The 17,392-nt window shown below is 40.1% G+C and carries 16 protein-coding genes; 13 read left to right on the forward strand and 3 right to left on the reverse strand.

Annotation, left to right across the window (positions count from 1 at the left end; translation table 11 throughout):
• Together CDG76_RS36825 and CDG76_RS35340 are read left to right on the forward strand one after the other, a co-directional pair.
• Positions 1-111: transposase (locus tag CDG76_RS36825; protein WP_143854227.1), on the forward strand; the 111-nt coding region annotated here is incomplete at its 5' end.
• A gap of 174 nt (positions 112-285) precedes the next feature.
• Complete coding sequence (locus CDG76_RS35340) at positions 286-1,611, forward strand: hypothetical protein (RefSeq protein ID WP_223265540.1); 1,326 nt, start codon at positions 286-288, stop codon at positions 1,609-1,611.
• Positions 1,612-1,702: 91 nt separating this feature from the next.
• On the opposite strand, the gene CDG76_RS35345 is transcribed toward CDG76_RS35340, so the two are convergent.
• The 3 genes from CDG76_RS35345 to CDG76_RS35355 all read right to left on the reverse strand — a co-directional run bounded on the left by CDG76_RS35345 (position 1,703) and on the right by CDG76_RS35355 (position 5,708).
• Entirely contained in the window at positions 1,703-3,298 is a 1,596-nt protein-coding gene (locus tag CDG76_RS35345; protein ID WP_094353470.1) for a nickel-dependent hydrogenase large subunit, read from the reverse strand.
• A gap of 94 nt (positions 3,299-3,392) precedes the next feature.
• On the reverse strand, positions 3,393-4,355 hold the full coding sequence (locus tag CDG76_RS35350; RefSeq protein ID WP_094353471.1) for a hydrogenase small subunit: 963 nt from the start codon (positions 4,353-4,355) through the stop codon (positions 3,393-3,395).
• 549 nt (positions 4,356-4,904) lie between these two features.
• Complete coding sequence (locus CDG76_RS35355; RefSeq protein ID WP_094353472.1) at positions 4,905-5,708, reverse strand: Rpn family recombination-promoting nuclease/putative transposase; 804 nt, start codon at positions 5,706-5,708, stop codon at positions 4,905-4,907.
• 452 nt (positions 5,709-6,160) lie between these two features.
• Here CDG76_RS35355 and CDG76_RS35360 point away from each other — a divergent pair, with 452 nt between their 5' ends.
• The 11 genes from CDG76_RS35360 (at position 6,161) to hypB (ending at position 17,323) form a co-directional block, all read left to right on the forward strand.
• Positions 6,161-7,129, forward strand: a complete 969-nt coding sequence (locus CDG76_RS35360) for a hypothetical protein (RefSeq protein WP_094353473.1) — start codon at positions 6,161-6,163, stop codon at positions 7,127-7,129.
• A 53-nt stretch (positions 7,130-7,182) separates the two neighbouring features.
• On the forward strand, positions 7,183-7,449 hold the full coding sequence (locus CDG76_RS35365; RefSeq protein WP_094353474.1) for a hypothetical protein: 267 nt from the start codon (positions 7,183-7,185) through the stop codon (positions 7,447-7,449).
• Between the two features lie 8 nt (positions 7,450-7,457).
• Entirely contained in the window at positions 7,458-7,682 is a 225-nt protein-coding gene (locus CDG76_RS35370; RefSeq protein ID WP_094353475.1) for a hypothetical protein, read from the forward strand.
• A gap of 237 nt (positions 7,683-7,919) precedes the next feature.
• On the forward strand, positions 7,920-8,768 hold the full coding sequence (locus tag CDG76_RS35375; protein ID WP_094353476.1) for a NifU family protein: 849 nt from the start codon (positions 7,920-7,922) through the stop codon (positions 8,766-8,768).
• A gap of 979 nt (positions 8,769-9,747) precedes the next feature.
• A complete protein-coding gene (locus tag CDG76_RS35385; RefSeq protein WP_094353478.1) occupies positions 9,748-10,962 on the forward strand; it encodes a hypothetical protein in 1,215 nt (404 codons plus the stop codon).
• Positions 10,963-10,989: 27 nt separating this feature from the next.
• Positions 10,990-13,338 carry a carbamoyltransferase HypF gene (gene hypF / locus CDG76_RS35390; protein ID WP_094353479.1) on the forward strand — a complete coding sequence of 783 codons (2,349 nt, stop codon included), beginning with the start codon at positions 10,990-10,992 and terminating at the stop codon, positions 13,336-13,338.
• Positions 13,339-13,419: 81 nt separating this feature from the next.
• Positions 13,420-13,680, forward strand: a complete 261-nt coding sequence (locus CDG76_RS35395; protein ID WP_094353480.1) for a HypC/HybG/HupF family hydrogenase formation chaperone — start codon at positions 13,420-13,422, stop codon at positions 13,678-13,680.
• 83 nt (positions 13,681-13,763) lie between these two features.
• Entirely contained in the window at positions 13,764-14,942 is a 1,179-nt protein-coding gene (gene hypD, locus CDG76_RS35400; RefSeq protein ID WP_094353481.1) for a hydrogenase formation protein HypD, read from the forward strand.
• 58 nt (positions 14,943-15,000) lie between these two features.
• Entirely contained in the window at positions 15,001-16,104 is a 1,104-nt protein-coding gene (hypE, locus tag CDG76_RS35405; RefSeq protein ID WP_094353482.1) for a hydrogenase expression/formation protein HypE, read from the forward strand.
• A 20-nt stretch (positions 16,105-16,124) separates the two neighbouring features.
• On the forward strand, positions 16,125-16,466 hold the full coding sequence (locus CDG76_RS35410) for a hydrogenase maturation nickel metallochaperone HypA/HybF (protein WP_094353483.1): 342 nt from the start codon (positions 16,125-16,127) through the stop codon (positions 16,464-16,466).
• Positions 16,457-17,323, forward strand: coding sequence for a hydrogenase nickel incorporation protein HypB (gene hypB / locus CDG76_RS35415; protein ID WP_094353484.1), 867 nt, complete (start codon positions 16,457-16,459; stop codon positions 17,321-17,323). The genes CDG76_RS35410 and hypB overlap by 10 nt, the downstream gene beginning before the upstream one ends.
• Positions 17,324-17,392 lie beyond the last annotated feature (69 nt).

Consider the following 17,392-nt stretch of genomic DNA (forward strand, 5'->3'; position numbering starts at 1 on the left):
ATTAATAATAAACTCAAGTTAATTAAAAGACTTGGGTATGGCTTTCGTAACTTTAACAATTTTCGCTTACGCAGTTTATTAAACTGGCACTTTTCTATTAATTCTCCATAAAAGTAGCTGAAGAACCAAGTATTTGACCTGTTTGCAATTCCGGCACAAGGTTCACATTTAACTCATCCTATCCAAGTAGTTTACGTAACCCACTCTCCCTTTTTAATTGACAAGAATCATGCTGAACGCATTCGGGTTTTGCGGAAGGGAAATGAGGATGAAGGAACGCGAGTAGTGAAAGATGCTGCTAAAAACCATTATGAACCTCTAAGGTCTTCAATTGGTGCTTATGTTGGCGAAACAGCTTTCATCGGCAATTGTAATTTAATGGTTGAAGGTATTTCCGACCAAATTCTCATTGCAGGAGCTACAACATATCTTCGAGCAAATGGCGCGCCTAATTTAGAAACTTTAGATTTAAACCAAATTACTATTGTTCAGTCAGGTTCAGCATCGCATATTCCTTATTTAGTCTATTTAGCCCGTGGACGGGATGTTGAACAGCCAGCAGTAATTGTTCTGCTGGACAGTGACAATAGTGGAAACGAAGCTAAAAGGCAATTGTTAGGTAAAGGTGGTCAACATAGAAGACCTGTGCTTAAAGAGCAATTTATTCTTCAGCTTACTGATCTAAAAGAAGAATTTTCTTTAGTAACTGATCCTCTGACAGTAAAGATTGAAATAGAAGATATTATTCCCTTGTCTATTTGTATACAAGCAACGAAGTTTTACTTGAAAGAGTTTCTACAATTAGATGAAACAGAGTTTTGCTTTCTGACAGAAGATTTAGTTTTAAAAAAAATTGCTAATCAAACTATCCTTGATGCTATACAGGCAAGTCTGTTAGAGTTTCCTGACAAAGACTTACAAATTAATAAGGTTGGCTTTGCGAGAAATGTTATTCAAGTTGTAAATGAGTGGAAGCAGAAACGAGATTCACTGGATAAGCATCAATCTGACGCACTTCAAGTTTTTGAAAAAAACTTTAGAGTTTTGTTTAAGAAATTGAACATTATGCAGCGCCGTGCCCAGCAGAGATTAACAGACGAAAGGCTATCCCAAAAAATTGAGCGTTTAAAAAAGGATTTCATAGCACTTCATCCTATTTCAGCAAGGCGTGAAGATGGTGTTATCCTTCTTGATGAAATTGAGGTTATTTTAGAGAACAATATAGACAATGAAGCAATTAAGGAAATTGAAGCAATTAAGAATGCACTTCAAAATCTGCGACGTGATTACAAGCTTGAGATTGATATGAGTAAAACGATTGATGACTACATTGGATTTCAGAAGGGCTTAGAAATAATCAAATATGCAGGGCTTTTAGCTAGTCAAGAAGAAACTCCCGATGAACCTCAAGCAAAGGAGTCAGCTACATCGGAATCAGAAGAAGTACTAGAGAAAGTACAGGTAGTACAAGTAGACAACCTTGTTGTAGATGAGCATCAACAAGTCATTATTGAACAAGTCCCTACTACTAGCTCTGAGGTAGAAATTGCTGACGTTTCTAATAACTCTACAAAGCCTAATCAAAAAAGAAAGCCCAGAATACGCTCGTAGTAAAAAACCACTACACATCTACACTAACTGATAAAAAAATATCAGTTATCAGTTTCATCATCACCTGTATAACTGATAACTGTTCATTGATTTAAGCAGTCCGAAAACGTGCCAACTCTTCACCAGTCTTAGCATCATGGGCGTGAACTGTACACACTAAACATGAATCAAACGATCGCGCCACATGACCAACTTCCACCGGATCGCTAGAATCGTAAATGGGTGTCCCAATTAACGCTTCTTCAATGGGACCGCGGATTCCTTCACCGTCACGAGGGCCGATATTCCAAGTACCTGGGGCAATAACTTGGTAGTTCTTAATCTTACCGCCCTCTATTTCCACCCAGTGAGATAAGGAACCGCGTGCTGCTTCCGTTGCACCCCAACCCTTGCCATCTTTTTCTTTGGGTTTGATATACCAAGGGTCGTTTAATTTGAATTCGCGCAAACAGTGTTCAGCTTGCCGATATAACTTGACAAGTTCGTGAACTCGTGCAAGTTGACGCACATGAATACTAGCACCACCCATTCGTTTGAAGACATCGAGGATAAATCCGTCGTAGTGTTGCCAAGATTCGCCATGTTTACCACCGGCTACTAATTGACGCGCTAAGGGGCCAGTTTCCAAACGTCCGAAGTCTTTGTGAAGGACTGCACTCGACCAAGAGTAGGCGTTATCGAAGTCTTTGGTATTGATTGCAGTGGGTTTAGTGGTGCGATCGCTAGGGTGAATATTTTCTGTCCCTTCATCGTACCAAGAGTGAGTTGTATTCTCGCGGGTAAATGACTGATCCATTAAAACGTGAGTGTCTGCGAAGCTGTCGTACACTCCACTTTTCATAATCATCGCCGCATTTCGTCCTTCAATGGTCGGCTTTTGGTATTTATCTTCATGGGCTAAATATCCCCAAGTCACATATTTACCAACACCAGCGCCATATCTATCTAAGCCGATATCTAAACCCATCCGCCAATAAAAACCTAAGTCGGAATCTCGATGATTGCGGTCTTCATCTAACCATTCCCTGAAGTCATCATAAGTTTGGATTTGTTCATAGCGTTCTAAAGAACAACCCAACCACACTGGTTCTAGCCAATTGGTGCGGAAATATTCGAGAAGTGCCCAAGCACGGGTAATATCTGTTAGTGTTGGGGCGCACATCACACCACCAGGAACCATGTAGCTAGAATGAGGCCATTGTCCGCCCAATAGTGCATAAATTTCTACAGGTTTCGCGGAAATTGTTATGCCTAATTCATAAGATTTGCCTGTGAAGGCGGCAAAGCGTCTAACGGCTTCTTCATAGTAACGACTATGGCGGTATTTTTTATTGGTTAAATCAATGGCAAACAAACCATAAAAGTAGCGGGGGATGCTTTGGATTGTTTCGACAATTTGACCGAGATTTCTGGCCAAAATTGCATTGCGCGGAACTTCTGTTTCCCAAGCTGTATCTAATGCCCAAGAAGCACAAGTTAGGTGAGAACCGCCGCAAATTCCGCAAATGCGAGGTGTAACGATTAATCCGGCTTGGGGGTCTTTACCGCGCAGGATAACTTCAAATCCGCGAAAAAGTTCGGCGTGTGTCCAGGCGTTGACTACCCGCCCATTCTCAATATCGACTCGGACATCTAAATCGCCTTCAACTCTACCGACGGGCGAAATGTCTAATGATTGAATTCCCATTTGTTATTTGTCCTTTGTCATTGGTCATTTGTCATTGGTCATTGGTCATTGGTCATTGGTTTTTCACAAATGACAAAGGACTAATGACTAATGACTAAACTGTAAAAAAGTCTTCTTCTGCCCAAGTTGGTGCTGCGTCTTTCGCGACCATTGTGAGTAAGGCGTAGTCTTTTTTGTTGAATCCTGGCGGTAATTCTTTGGGAACTCCCATTACTGTTTGGGTTTTAAATACGGTTCCTGGTTTGAGATCAAAGAAGGGAAATTCTGGTTCTGTGCAACCTAAACAAGGCATTCCGGCGCGAGTTTTGGAAGAGACGCGGTTCCATAAGATGCGGTTGCAGGAAGAATGGGTCATGGGGCCGCGACAACCCAAGTCATAAAATAGGCAACCTTTACGCTGACCAAATTCGGCGGTTGAGGCTTTGTAGGCAAAGTGGACGTTGCGGGTACAACCTGTTTGGGTATAGGTGTTGAAGAAGGTTTGGGGACGATTTAGTTCATCGAAAGCAATATCTGCTATGCGTCCAGTAGCGATCGCAACTAATATCTGCGTAATCCAGTCGGGATGGGCGGGACATCCAGGTATATTGATTACAGGTAATCCGGCTTGTGAAAGAAAATCTTTCCCTAAAAAGCCGCCTTCTTGACGTTTGAGAAATTGTAAACCTTCCGATTCGCTGGGGTTGGGTGACATGGCGGGAATTCCTCCCCAGGTTGCACAGTCTCCCACGGCGACAATAAATTTAGCAACTTTGGTGAGGTCTGCCAACCAATCTTTCATGGCGCGATCGGCAAACCGATTCCATTCACCAGTACCGTTGGGGGCGTTAACAACACTGCCTTCAAATACCAAGATATCTAGGGGAATTGTCCCAGAAATGCAATCCCGCAGCAGTGTTTGCAAGTTGTTGCCTAGTTCAACTCCCAAAGATGGATGCCAAAGTAAATTGATGCCAAAGTCGGCAATTAAATCGCAGACTGTCGGTTCTTCGGCATTGAGAAATGACATGGTGTTGCCTGAACAAGCACCACCTTGTAGCCATAGTACGTTAGTCATCGGCTATGCATTTTTCTATTGTTTACCATGCATGATGTAGGTGATAATGCTTGTAAAGTCTCACCTGCTTATCAATATTTATTTTTTTATTTTAAGATATTTTTTTATTTAATTCACTTTCATTAAAAAAGAATTAATCATTAGCAATAGCTTAGATTTAATTAAGATTATTTTAAAGGGCTATGTCTGTTATATATGTAACATCTTTAACAAATACAAAAATGTTTTTTGATTTTAACTCCTCGCATTCAATAAAATAAATATGCTTAGTTTATTGCGGTTAAAGCTTTAAAATTATTAATAACAATTATTGCCAAGTATCAATCTGTACGAAAGGATGAATATTTTAAGCCAATACAGTTCATATAAGCCAAAAACCCTCATGTAGAGACGCGATTTATCGCGTCTTCAAATACCAATTGTCTACACTAATAACCCTTAACTGAACCGTATTGTATTTTAAGCCGTCACATTTTAATGCAATAGCTAAATCAAATTCAACAAAATATCAGGGTGCAAGACTTTGCACCCCATCAGCCATCAGTTTTTTTAAGATTTTGGTTGTGCAGCTTGCCTAACAACTTGTTCGTCCAAGCCTAAGCCTTGAGCTATCTGCTCAATACTTAAACCCAACGCTAATAAGCGAGGTATCGTTTCTAACTTACCTTCTTGTATACCTTCTTGTATACCTTCTTGTTTACCTTCTGCAAAAACATCTTGGTAGAATCTAGTTTGCTTTAACTCATTTAATCCAAACATTTTTCCGATCTCCTCCTGGGTCAATCGCGGCAACTTGTAGATTAATATTGTCTCTATCAATTGTATAATTTCCCTAATAGTAGCGACATCTAGAATTTGCTCTCTAGCACTGTTGACTATTTCGATCGCTCTTGTTGTCGCGGTTGATTCGGGTTCGATGATGAGTTTAACTGTCTCTATGCCGATTGATGATGTCTCAATTGAGCTTAATTCGTCAAGATAGACGCGAGTCACTCGTTGTGAGTTGAGTAATTCGGTATATCTTTCGGTATCTCCAGTATCAACGCTACGGTTGGGGTAGATGACAACACCACGCCAATTGTTGGTTAATTCGGTTTTGTCGAGATAGTTAAAGATTTCGGTAAATAAACGCGAGTAGAACTTTTTGTCTGGTTGAAATTGCACTTCGGCAAAATAAATGGGTAGTTCTGCTGCATTTGGGAGGAAAACGCCATCGATTCTAAAAGCTAGTTGTTTGACTTCTACTGAAGAAAATTGGTAAACACTGGCTAGTTGAGGCGGTTGGTTAATCAGTTCAAAGAAAGTAGTGGGGATACTCTGAAAGATCCGATAGAAGATGCTATCTGTTTTCAAGGGAGCTTGTTTTACAGTTGATGAATATATTTTACACTTCGACGATCCCGTGGCAAATCTTTGGAGTATACAAAAATTAGCTGGTAAGATAGTGCATATATGTATGTCAACAATTCAATAAAGAATATTTGGATTGTGTCGAGTGATGATACAAAAAGTATTTTAAAAATATTAGGTGTTTAAAGCTGACATTAATATTAGCAATTTCCCCCTAGAATTTTAGAAATAGGGTGTTTTATATTTTAGAGATTGGGGATTTGGGATTGGGTACTAGGTATTTGGAAAACTTTTCCCCAGTCACTAATCCCTAATCTCAGACAAAAAGGGGAATTCCGCCTAAAGGACTCGAAGCCTGCGTAAATCAGTATGGCCCGTGATGAAATGCGATCGCGTGTTTCGATCGTTCATGGGTGTTGGACTCAATTCCCAATTGGCTAGAGTACGGCAGAGTTATGACCCCCAGCATTACAGATTCGGCGGTGAAAGCTGCGGTAGCAGCTGTTGCATCGGAGTCAGCCTCAGCAGAGGAAAAAATCCAAATGCTGATTGAGATCGCACAAGGTTTTCAAAAAAAGCCCAAAACAGCCCAAGACTTGCGGAATGCAGTTGGCTTATATTACCGGGCTTATGAAATGTGTGGCGAGGAGTATCCCCTACTGAAAGCCAGGGCGCAAGTGGGGATGTCAGGGACATTACAAGCAATACCGGATGCTGATTACCAACTGCTGACGCAAGCGAAAGCAGGTTATGAAGAAGCACTGCCAATTTTACAGGAATTAGCTTCACCAGAGGAAGTAGCAGAGACGCAGATGAATTTTGGGCTAGTGTTGCAGTCACTAGTGCCCTTCAATTTGGCGCGGATAACCGACAGCATCCAGGCTTATCATGAGGCTTTGCGAGTGTTCACTTGGGAAGATTACCCCCAAGAATACGCGATTTTATATAACAATATTGCGATCGCTTACCTTTCTATGCCACTGGCATCAGAACGAGAATACTTGCGTCAAGGGTTAGCTGTGCAATCATTTGAGGTCGCACTCAAGCATATTAATCTGATCGATCATCCCAGAGAATATGCGATGTTGCAAAACAACTTGGGTAACGCTTTGCAATATTTAGTGAGTTCCCATCCTGTGGAAAATAACTTACGTGCGATCGCAGCTTATGATGAAGCGCTAAAAGTGCGTAATTCCCAAGATACACCTCTAGAATACGCTAACACAATTTCAAACAAAGCCAACGCCTTATTCAACTTACCCGATGACTCAGAAAAACCAGAAGCGGGTAATCCTAATAATCTCTCAAAAGCTCGTGTTTACTATCAACAAGCTTTAGAAATATTTACCCAAAATCAACAAATAGAACAAGCAGAGATAGTAGCCCAAGCTTTACAAGATATTGAAGTAGAAATAGGGCATTGAGCATTGATTATTCTCCCTCATCCACCCCCTCATCATAAGGAGAACAAAACAGCATGAGAGATATTTTAACAAACCCTTCTGTGAGAGATTTTCTCACAAGTTTAGCAGATGGCGACTTGAACATAATAACAGGATTAGTGTGGATACTTGTAGCAACAGCCTTATCTATGCTTGGCGGTGCCATTGGTGGAATGCTGTTAGCTGGAAAAGATATCGGCTATCAGCTTTCAGCAATGGTTGGCGCTTTGTTTGCCCCTGCTGGTGTAATTCCTGCAATCCTATTAGGGTTTGCCATACTTAATTTATTGACACATTATTAGGAGGAAATATGTTAGAACTTGGGTGGTTTTCTGCTAAGTTATTTTTCAAAGGAAAATTACTACGCGACCCTATATATTTCGTCCAAAAAACTGCCATCGCAACCGCTATCGGTTCGTTACTGCTAGTGTTATTTGCACAAGCTGATATTCCCTTCTACCTACCAATAACATTATCTAGCTTAGTGACAGGCTTGATTATGCCATTTCTCCTCAAAGATTTTAAAACGAAGTAATTTGTCATTGGTAATTTAGGAATAACCAATGCCCCTGATGAGTGCTGAGTGCTGTTAGCAGTACTCTGAACTTTTTTGTCCAATGACTAATACTTCTCTACGTTCGCGCAGCGTGTCGCAGACAGAGACTACGCCAACGACTGCGCGGTAGTTAAATCTCGACTTCGCTCGATTACCGCGCAGCGATGCACTGAGCTTGTCGAAGTGTCAAAACTCAGTACAAGTGACTAATGACTAATGACAAACCTTGAAGAATTAATTCAGGAAATTAACCGCTTTGAGGCAATTATATCCGAATGGGATGAAAGCCAAAGGTGTGTAGCAGTCGGTCTAAAAACAGCAATTGAAGCTTTGCACAAAGCAGCATTGACTAATTTAATTAAAAGCCTCAAGCAAGAATCAATGTTAGCATTGCGTCATGCTGTTAATGATGAGGTAGTATACGCAGTACTGCTTTATCACGAACTAGTAAAACCACCAAAACCACCATTAGCACAACGAATTCAAACAGCCATTGAAGAAGTTCGCCCAGGCTTAAAAAGCCATAATGGAGATGTAGAACTAGTAGCAATTAAACCTCCAGATACAGTAGAAGTCAGATTAATTGGAACTTGCAGCAGTTGTCCGGCTTCTACTTTAACTTTATCTCAGGGAGTAGAACAGGCAATCAAAAATCATTGTCCCGAAATTACCAAAGTAGTTGCGGTTAATCATAACCCTACAATTAACAACGCAAGTTTTGGTTTAATTAGTCCATTTTCATCAAAAATAACCTCTACTTGGATCAAAGTGGCAACTATCGATCAAATTCCTGAATTTAGTATATTGGCAGTACAACTTTCTGGTAATTCCCTGATTTTACACCGTCAAGGTATTACAGTAAAATGTTACCGAAATGCTTGTCCTCATCTAGGATCTGCTCTAGATAAAGGTAAAGTTGAAAATGGTATTATCAGCTGTCCTTCTCACGGATTTCAGTACAAGTTAGAGACAGGTGAATGCTTAACAGCACCGGATGTTTCACTTCAGTCCTATCCGGTAAAAATTAAAGACGATAAGGTTTTTGTAAAACTGCAACAATCATGATGCAAAGCTAACATACAACAGTTCTCTTTTGCATGAATTACAAAGACTAAGGGTTTTGAGTTAGGAGGCAGGTTCGGATAAGCAGGGGAGTTATACCAATTCTGTATGAAGATGCACATAATAATACGTGTATACACAAGTTATCGAATTACAACCAGTCTGTCGAATTACCCCACCCTAACCCTCCCCTTATAAAGGGGAGGGAACTAGATTTCTTGTTTCCCCCCAATGCATCGGGGGGATTAAGGGGGGTAATTCGACATTTACTTGCAAATTGCTGTATCAGCAAATATACTTGGCAATTAGAAAATCACAGCTATAGCGTTTCCTAATCACATGAGGTACATCTTAGCCCCCTCTTCGCTTGCGGGGAGGGGGTTGGGGGTGGGGTTCTTGTACCTCACTGAACCGAGAACCGCTATACTTTGCTTTTTCACATCAGTATTTTGCACATTCACTTTAGTCTTTACTGTAAGCAAAATGCCTAAATGCTTTGTCAATAGACTAGATTTTTTTCTGATTTATGTAATTAAGTTGTTCATTTTAGGGTTTTGAGAAAGCAAAATCAACTTTGACTTACTCAAAATGCCCTTTGACTTACTCATTTTGGTGTTTTCCGTAAGTCAAATCAACTTTGACTTACTCAAAATGCCTTTTGACTTACTCATTTTAGTGTTTTCCGCAAGTCAAATAAGCTTTGACTTACTCATTTTGGTGTTTTCCGCAAGTCAAACTAACTTTCACTTACTCAAAATGCCCTTTGACTTTCTTTTTTCAGTACATCGCGCACTCATGCCAAAAATTGCATTGTAGTAAAAGCTACTGGCAGAAACTTATAATTCTTTTAGATTGATTAATACGGAAATTTCTTAAAATTTTTCACTTAATTTGAAAAAAGCATAATGCAAAACCGTTACCGTTGTTACACGCTAATCAGCATTAATGTTTTTAAATAATTATCAGCGTCTATCTGCGGTTCATGGATATCCCAATCAAAATTAATCCCATATCACAATTACCGCTAGAAGCAACAGAAATTTCTCAATATTTACCTCTATCACCTCAAGGTGCAGAGGTAATTTTAGGCAACATTATTGAACCACAACAATTAGTGATACCTGTAGCACCTAGTCCCATAACAATGTTTGGGCCTCGTGGTGCTTGTTTGTTATCAAAAACCGGCCCTTTATGGGTATCAGATACCGGACATCATCGATTATTAGGATGGAAAAAATTACCCACAACAGATAGTCAACCTGCTGATTGGGTAATTGGACAACCTGATTTTTATCATGAAGGACAAAATGCTAAAAGTACACCAGGAAGTGCAACTTTAAGTGTACCAACTGGAATTTGTGCTTGTGGTGAAGGGTTAGCCGTAGCAGATGCTTGGAATCATCGAGTTTTAATTTGGAAAAACTTACCAGAAGATAACAATGTTCCAGCCGATTTGGTGTTAGGACAAGCTAATTTTATCGATAATGAACCAAATCGGGGAAGTCAACAAGCATCCGCCAGTACAATGCACTGGCCTTATGCTGTTTTCTATCATCAAGGACGGCTATTTATTGCCGATACTGGTAATCGAAGGGTATTAATTTGGCACCAGTTACCAACAGAAAATGGTCAACCTGCTGATGTAGTTTTGGGACAACCAGATATGATATCTCGCGATGAAAACGGCGGTGCTTCTGCAACCGCAGCGAGTATGCGTTGGTGTCACGATATCACCCTTTGGGGAAAAAATTTGGTTATCAGCGATGCAGGTAATCATCGAGTGATGATTTGGCAGGGAATACCAACAGAAAATAATACCCCTTGTGCAGTGGTTTTAGGACAAAAAAGCTTTGATTTCGTGGAAATGAATCAAGGAGTTTATTATCCTAGTGCTAGTAGTCTGAGTATGCCTTATGGTGTTGGGGTGGCTGGCGACTGGTTAGTAGTTGCAGATACTGCTAATTCCCGGTTGTTAGGATGGAGAAAGCTAGAATCGATTTTATCACTGCAAGGTGCAGTGGCAGATGGGTTAGCAGGACAAATAAATTTTCAAAGCAAAGGTGAAAATCGTAATTTTGGACTACCAAAAAGAGATAGCTTAAATTGGTGTTACGGGATAAAAATTTGTGGCAATACAGCAGTGATAGCTGATTCTGGAAATAACCGAATTTTGCTGTGGCAGTTTAATAATTCGTAATTCGTAATTTTGTAAAGTCAGATTTATATGCCGACTGAAGAAATTAGAGTTCGTGGTACTGTTCAAGGAGTAGGATTTCGCCCTACTGTATATCGTCTGGCTAAAGCCTGTGGTTTACGTGGAGATGTTTGTAATGATGGACAAGGTGTTTTAATTCGGGTATCTGGTAGTGAGGAAGCAATAACAGAATTTGTTGCCAGATTGCAAATAGAATGCCCACCGTTGGCAAGAATTAATCAACTAACTAGAACTATTTATGAAGGTGAATTTAAATTTGATAATTTCGTGATTTCTAGTAGTGTCAGTAATGCCATTAAAACAGAAATTACCCCTGATGCCGCCACTTGTCCACAGTGTCAGAAAGAAATATTCGACCCTTTTAGCCGCTTTTATCGTTACCCCTTTACTAATTGCACTCATTGCGGCCCCCGCCTGAGTATTATTCGTGCCATTCCTTATGACAGATGTAATACCAGTATGTCTGCGTTTGTCGTATGTTCAGAATGTGGAAAGGAATACCACGATGTCGAAAATCGCCGTTTTCACGCCCAACCTGTCGCTTGTCATGTTTGCGGCCCCACAGCTTGGTTAGAACGCGCTGATGGTAAATCGGTTACTGCTTCCATGTTTTCGATGTTGGATGATGTCGATGCCGTTTGTAGCTTGTTGCAAAAAGGTGAGATTGTGGCAATTAAGGGGTTAGGTGGTATTCATCTAGCTTGTGATGCAACACAGGAAACCGTTGTACAAAAACTGCGTCAGCGAAAAAAGCGCTATCATAAACCCTTTGCTTTAATGGCGCGGGATGTTGAGATAATTGAACAATATTGTATTGTCAACGCCAAAGAAAAAGAATTATTAACAAGTTCTGCTGCACCAATTGTTTTATTACAAGCTTCAGATAAAAAACAATTAGCATCGTCAGTAGCATTAGGGCAAAATACCCTTGGCTTCATGCTTCCTTATACGCCCCTGCATCATTTAATTCTGCGGCGGATGAATCGCCCAATTGTTTTAACAAGTGGCAATATTGCTGATGAACCACAATGTATTGATAATGACGAGGCAAGAGAAAAATTAGGAACAATTGCTGATTATTTTCTCTTTCACAATCGAGAGATTATTAATCGGGTAGATGATTCTGTTGTGCGTGTTCTTGGTGATAAAGTTCAAACAATTCGCCGTGCCAGAGGATATGCACCAGCATCAATTAGTTTACCACCAGGATTTCAGAATGTACCGCCAATTTTAGCAATGGGTAGTGAGTTAAAAAATACCTTTTGCCTATTGCGTGAAGGAAAAGCAATTATCTCTCAACATCTAGGAGATTTAGAAAATGCTGCCGCTTTCAACGCTTACAAAGAAACTTTAAATTTATACTTAAATTTATTTGAGCATCAACCAGAAATAATTGCCATTGATAAACATCCTGAATATCTCTCAAGCAAACTTGGTAAAGAACTTGCGAACACAAATAAAATCAAAGTTTATCCAGTTCAACATCATCATGCCCATATCGCCGCTTGCATGGCTGAAAATGAAATTCCTTTAGATTCGCCTCCAATATTAGGCATTGCTTTAGATGGTTTAGGTTACGGCGACGATGGCACACTCTGGGGTGGAGAATTTCTTTTAGCAGATTACCGAAAATTTAAACGCCTAGCAACATTTAAACCAGTAGCAATGATTGGTGGCGAACAAGCTATTTCTCAGCCTTGGCGTAATACTTATGCCCAATTATTAGCTGCTAACCTTTGGGATGATTGCGAACAAAAATATACTGATTTAGAAATATTTAAGTTTTTGAAAAACAAGCCACTTAAACTACTCAATCAACTTATAGAGAAAGGAATTAACTCTCCTCCAGCTTCATCAGTGGGGCGATTGTTCGATGCAGTGGCAGCAGCTATCGGTATTTATAGAGATGAATGTAGCTATGAAGGACAAGCTGCGATCGCAATGGAAGCTATAGTAGATGTTAGTAGCTTAAATAATGATAAAGAAACGCTAATATATCCTTTTAACTTTAGCTTTTCAGATAGTATTTATTGTATAGACCCGCGTCCAATGTGGCAAGCCTTGCTTAATGACTTACAGCAGCAGATTCCCCAACCAGTTATGGCTGCCAAATTCCACAAAGGTTTAGCAAATGCCATTGTGGAAATGGTTAAGTATCTTTCTCAAGAAAATCTGATTTCTCAAGTAGCGCTAACAGGAGGAGTATTTCAAAACTGTATATTGTTAGAGCAAGTTACCAAACAATTACAAACATTGGGGATAAAAGTACTTACTCACAGCTTAGTTCCAGCTAATGACGGCGGGTTATCTTTAGGACAAGCAGTGATTGCAGCCGCACAATTAATACATAAGTCTTGATATTTGACAAACTTGTTATCACAAATAATTCTCTCTGCGTTCTCTGTGCCTCTGCGGTTCGTTTATCTTAAAAATAAAAAAATGTGCTTAGGAATCCCCGGACAAATTATAGAAATTACCAACGTTAACCATAAACTAGCCCTAGTTAACATTGGTGGTGTGAAGCGCGAAGTAAATATTGCCTGCATCGTAGATGAACAACATCCTCCTGAAGCTTGTATTGGCGATTGGGTGTTAGTCCATGTTGGCTTTGCCATGAATCGAATTAACGAACAAGAAGCAGCAGAAACATTACAACTATTTCAAGAATTAGCAGCAGCGCAAGCAGGGATTGGTACTTAATTTAACGAACCGCAGAGGCGCAGAGGGCACAGAGAGAAGAAAGAAATCCATATTGACATAAAACCTACTATTTCCCAATCCTTATGAAATATGTTGATGAATTCCGCGAACCGGAAAAAGCAGAAGCCTTACGCCGCGAAATCGCTAAATTATCCCACCAGCTAGAAAAACCCATCAAAATCATGGAAGTATGTGGCGGACATACTCATTCCATATTTAAATACGGCATCGAAGAAATTTTACCCCAAGCCATCGAACTAATTCATGGGCCTGGTTGTCCAGTATGCGTGATGCCAAAAGGGAGATTAGATGATGCGATCGCAATCTCTCAAAATCATAACGTCATTTTTGCCACCTTTGGCGACGCCATGCGAGTTCCTGGTTCCAACACCACATTACTGCAAGCCAGGGCACAAGGCGCAGACATCCGTATGGTGTACTCTCCCCTAGATAGCCTGCAAATTGCCAGAGATAACCCCGACAAAGAAGTGGTCTTCTTCGCCTTAGGCTTTGAAACCACAGCCCCCAGCACCGCCTTCACCATCCTGCAAGCCGCAGCCGAAAAAATTCCTAACTTTAGTATGTTTTCCAATCACGTTCTCGTGATTCCCGCCCTCAAAGCACTATTAGATAATCCCGACTTACAACTGGATGGATTTGTTGGCCCTGGCCATGTCAGTATGGTAATTGGCACCGACCCATATCAATTTATTTCCCAACAATATAATAAGCCAATTGTCGTATCAGGATTTGAACCCTTAGATATTCTCCAATCAATTTGGATGCTATTGCAACAGCTAGTAGAAAATCGTTGTGAAGTTGAAAATCAATATAACCGAATTGTAGAAAAAACTGGGAACACAGTAGCACTGCAAGCTATAAATAAAGTTTTCGCCGTCCGAGATAGTTTTGATTGGCGAGGCTTAGGTGACATCCCCTATTCAGGATTAAAAATTCAACCTGAATATGCCCAATTTGATGCCGAACTTAAATTTACCATTCCTAACCTCAAAGTAGCCGATCATAAAGCTTGTAAATGTGGAGAAATTCTCAAAGGAGTCTTAAAACCTTGGGAGTGCAAAGTATTCGGTACAGCTTGCACACCAGAAACACCAATCGGTACTTGCATGGTATCTTCCGAAGGTGCTTGTGCAGCCTATTACAAATACGGGCGACTCTCCACAATTGCCAAAAGAACAATTGCCCAAAAGCCAAAAATAACTCAAGAACCCCTCCCAGCCTGCGGCTTCTCCTCAGAATAATACTCCGCGTACCTCCGCGCTTTCCTTTGCGTTCCTTTGCGTTTAAAAAAAATTTAATATGAATTTCCCCCCCACAAACCCAATAAAAAATCCCCTATTCCAAAAAATAGAACAAGTCCGCCGCCGCAAAAGTAAAGTGCAAGACACTCATATAACTCTCGCACATGGCAGCGGTGGTAAAGCCATGCGTGATTTAATAGATGATATCTTTGTCAGCAATTTTGATAACCCAATTCTCTCACAATTAGAAGACCAAGCCAGCTTCAACTTAACCCCTCTCCTTCAACAAGGAGACAGACTCGCATTTACAACAGATTCTTATGTTGTAGACCCGTTATTTTTCCCCGGTGGTGATATAGGAGAATTAGCTGTAAACGGTACAGTTAATGATTTAGCTGTTAGCGGTGCTAAACCTTTATATTTAACTTGCAGCGTCATTTTAGAAGAAGGATTACCTGTTGAAACCTTACGCCGTGTTGCAAACAGTATGAAAGCAGCCGCAGAAAAAGCGGGTGTTCAAATTATTACTGGTGACACAAAAGTTGTACATCGTGGTGCTGCCGATAAACTCTTTATTAATACTGCGGGTATTGGTATTATCCCACGAGGAGTTAACATTTCTGCCCACAACATTAAACCTGGAGATGCCATAATAATTAATGGTGAAATAGGCAATCATGGGACAGCAATTTTAATCGCCCGTGGCGAATTAGCCTTAGATACTAATATTGAAAGTGATTGTCAGCCGTTACATAGTTTAGTAGAAACTATTCTCCATGTATGTCCACAAGTTCATGCTATGCGAGATGCCACACGTGGAGGTTTAGCCACAGTATTAAATGAATTCGCCCTCAGTTCCGATGTGGGTATTCGTCTTTTTGAAGAATCTATTCCTGTGCGTGAAGAAGTCAACGGAGTTTGCGAAATTCTCGGTTTAGACCCATTGTATTTAGCTAATGAAGGTAAGTTAGTTGTAGTGGTTCCAAAAAAGAATGCTGAAAATGTTTTATCAGCTATGAAATCCCACCCAGCAGGCAAAGATGCTTGTATTATTGGCGAAGTTATTCCTTCACCCCCAGGTATCGTATTATTAAAAACAGCTTTTGGTGCTGAAAGGATTGTTGATATGTTAGTAGGCGACCAATTACCACGAATTTGTTAATCTTTAATAGATTTTATAATATGCACGAATTTGGAATTACCCAAAATATTGTGGCAATTGTGACTGAACATGCCAAAGGCGCAAAAGTGCAGCGAGTTTTATTAGAAATTGGCAAACTTTCAGCCATTATGCCCGACGCAATCCGATTTTGTTTTGATATTTGCACTCAAGGAACAGTTTTAGCAGGGGCGACATTAGAAATTTTAGAAATTCCAGGTTTAGGGAGATGTCGCCAATGTGGTGCAGAAGTTTATTTAGATAAACCATTTGGCATCTGTAACTGCGGTAGCGTGCAATTAGATTTAATTACTGGTGAAGAACTTAAAATTAAAGAAATAGAAATAGAGGAATTATGTGTGTAACCTGCGGTTGTTCTGATGATGGCGAAACTAAAATTACCAATCTAGAAACAGGTGAAGCTGAACATAACCACCATCATCATACTCATACTTTACCAGATGGTACTATCATCACTCACTCCCATAATCACGACACTCATATAGAAGCGCCTCAAATTCATGCCAAAATACACAACACAACGATATCCTTAGAACAGGATATATTAGCAAAAAATAACCTGCTAGCTGCCCAAAATCGGGGATGGTTTAAAGGTCGCAATATTCTCGCTTTAAATTTAATGAGTTCTCCCGGTGCTGGAAAAACAACTCTTTTAACGCGAACTATCAATGATTTAAAACATCAATTATCTATTAGTGTCATTGAAGGCGACCAAGAAACTGCCAACGATGCTAAAAAAATTAAAGAAACAGGTTCTAAAGTCATCCAAATCAACACCGGAACAGGCTGTCATTTAGATGCCTCAATGATAGAAAGAGGTTTACAACAACTGAATCCACCACTGAATTCAGTTGTGATGATTGAAAATGTGGGAAATTTAGTTTGTCCAGCTTTATTTGATTTGGGAGAACAGGCAAAAGTTGTTATTCTCTCTGTCACAGAGGGAGAAGATAAGCCGCTAAAATACCCGCATATATTCCGTGCAAGTGATATCATGATTCTCACAAAAATCGATTTGCTACCTTACCTGCAATTTGATGTTCAAAAGTGCATAGAATATGCTAAAGAAGTAAATCCCAAAATTCAGATTTTTCAGGTTTCTGCAACTACTGGTGCTGGGTTAGAGAATTGGTATGCGTGGCTAACTGAAAAAGTAACAAACTTGTCAGCACTAATTTCTTCTCGCTTGAAGGATACCTAATTTTTTTAACGAACCGCATTCCCGCAGCGTCTCGTTAGAGAAGGAAGAGAAAGATAATTTTAAAAACCT

The sequence above is a fragment of the Nostoc sp. 'Peltigera membranacea cyanobiont' 210A genome (genome assembly GCF_002246015.1).
Lineage (GTDB): Bacteria > Cyanobacteriota > Cyanobacteriia > Cyanobacteriales > Nostocaceae > Nostoc.

Excerpts from the sequence above, each read along its gene's own strand:
- CDG76_RS35370 (WP_094353475.1), top strand. The coding sequence starts at position 7,458 with ATGTTAGAACTTGGGTGGTTTTCTGCTAAGTTATTTTTCAAAGGAAAA.
- CDG76_RS35395 (WP_094353480.1), top strand. The coding sequence starts at position 13,420 with ATGTGCTTAGGAATCCCCGGACAAATTATAGAAATTACCAACGTTAAC.
- CDG76_RS35375 (WP_094353476.1), top strand. The coding sequence starts at position 7,920 with ATGACAAACCTTGAAGAATTAATTCAGGAAATTAACCGCTTTGAGGCA.
- CDG76_RS35345 (WP_094353470.1), bottom strand. The coding sequence starts at position 3,298 with ATGGGAATTCAATCATTAGACATTTCGCCCGTCGGTAGAGTTGAAGGC.
- CDG76_RS35410 (WP_094353483.1), top strand. The coding sequence starts at position 16,125 with ATGCACGAATTTGGAATTACCCAAAATATTGTGGCAATTGTGACTGAA.
- hypD (WP_094353481.1), top strand. The coding sequence starts at position 13,764 with ATGAAATATGTTGATGAATTCCGCGAACCGGAAAAAGCAGAAGCCTTA.
- CDG76_RS35360 (WP_094353473.1), top strand. The coding sequence starts at position 6,161 with ATGACCCCCAGCATTACAGATTCGGCGGTGAAAGCTGCGGTAGCAGCT.
- hypB (WP_094353484.1), top strand. The coding sequence starts at position 16,457 with ATGTGTGTAACCTGCGGTTGTTCTGATGATGGCGAAACTAAAATTACC.
- hypF (WP_094353479.1), top strand. The coding sequence starts at position 10,990 with ATGCCGACTGAAGAAATTAGAGTTCGTGGTACTGTTCAAGGAGTAGGA.
- CDG76_RS35385 (WP_094353478.1), top strand. The coding sequence starts at position 9,748 with ATGGATATCCCAATCAAAATTAATCCCATATCACAATTACCGCTAGAA.
- CDG76_RS35365 (WP_094353474.1), top strand. The coding sequence starts at position 7,183 with ATGAGAGATATTTTAACAAACCCTTCTGTGAGAGATTTTCTCACAAGT.
- hypE (WP_094353482.1), top strand. The coding sequence starts at position 15,001 with ATGAATTTCCCCCCCACAAACCCAATAAAAAATCCCCTATTCCAAAAA.
- CDG76_RS35350 (WP_094353471.1), bottom strand. The coding sequence starts at position 4,355 with ATGACTAACGTACTATGGCTACAAGGTGGTGCTTGTTCAGGCAACACC.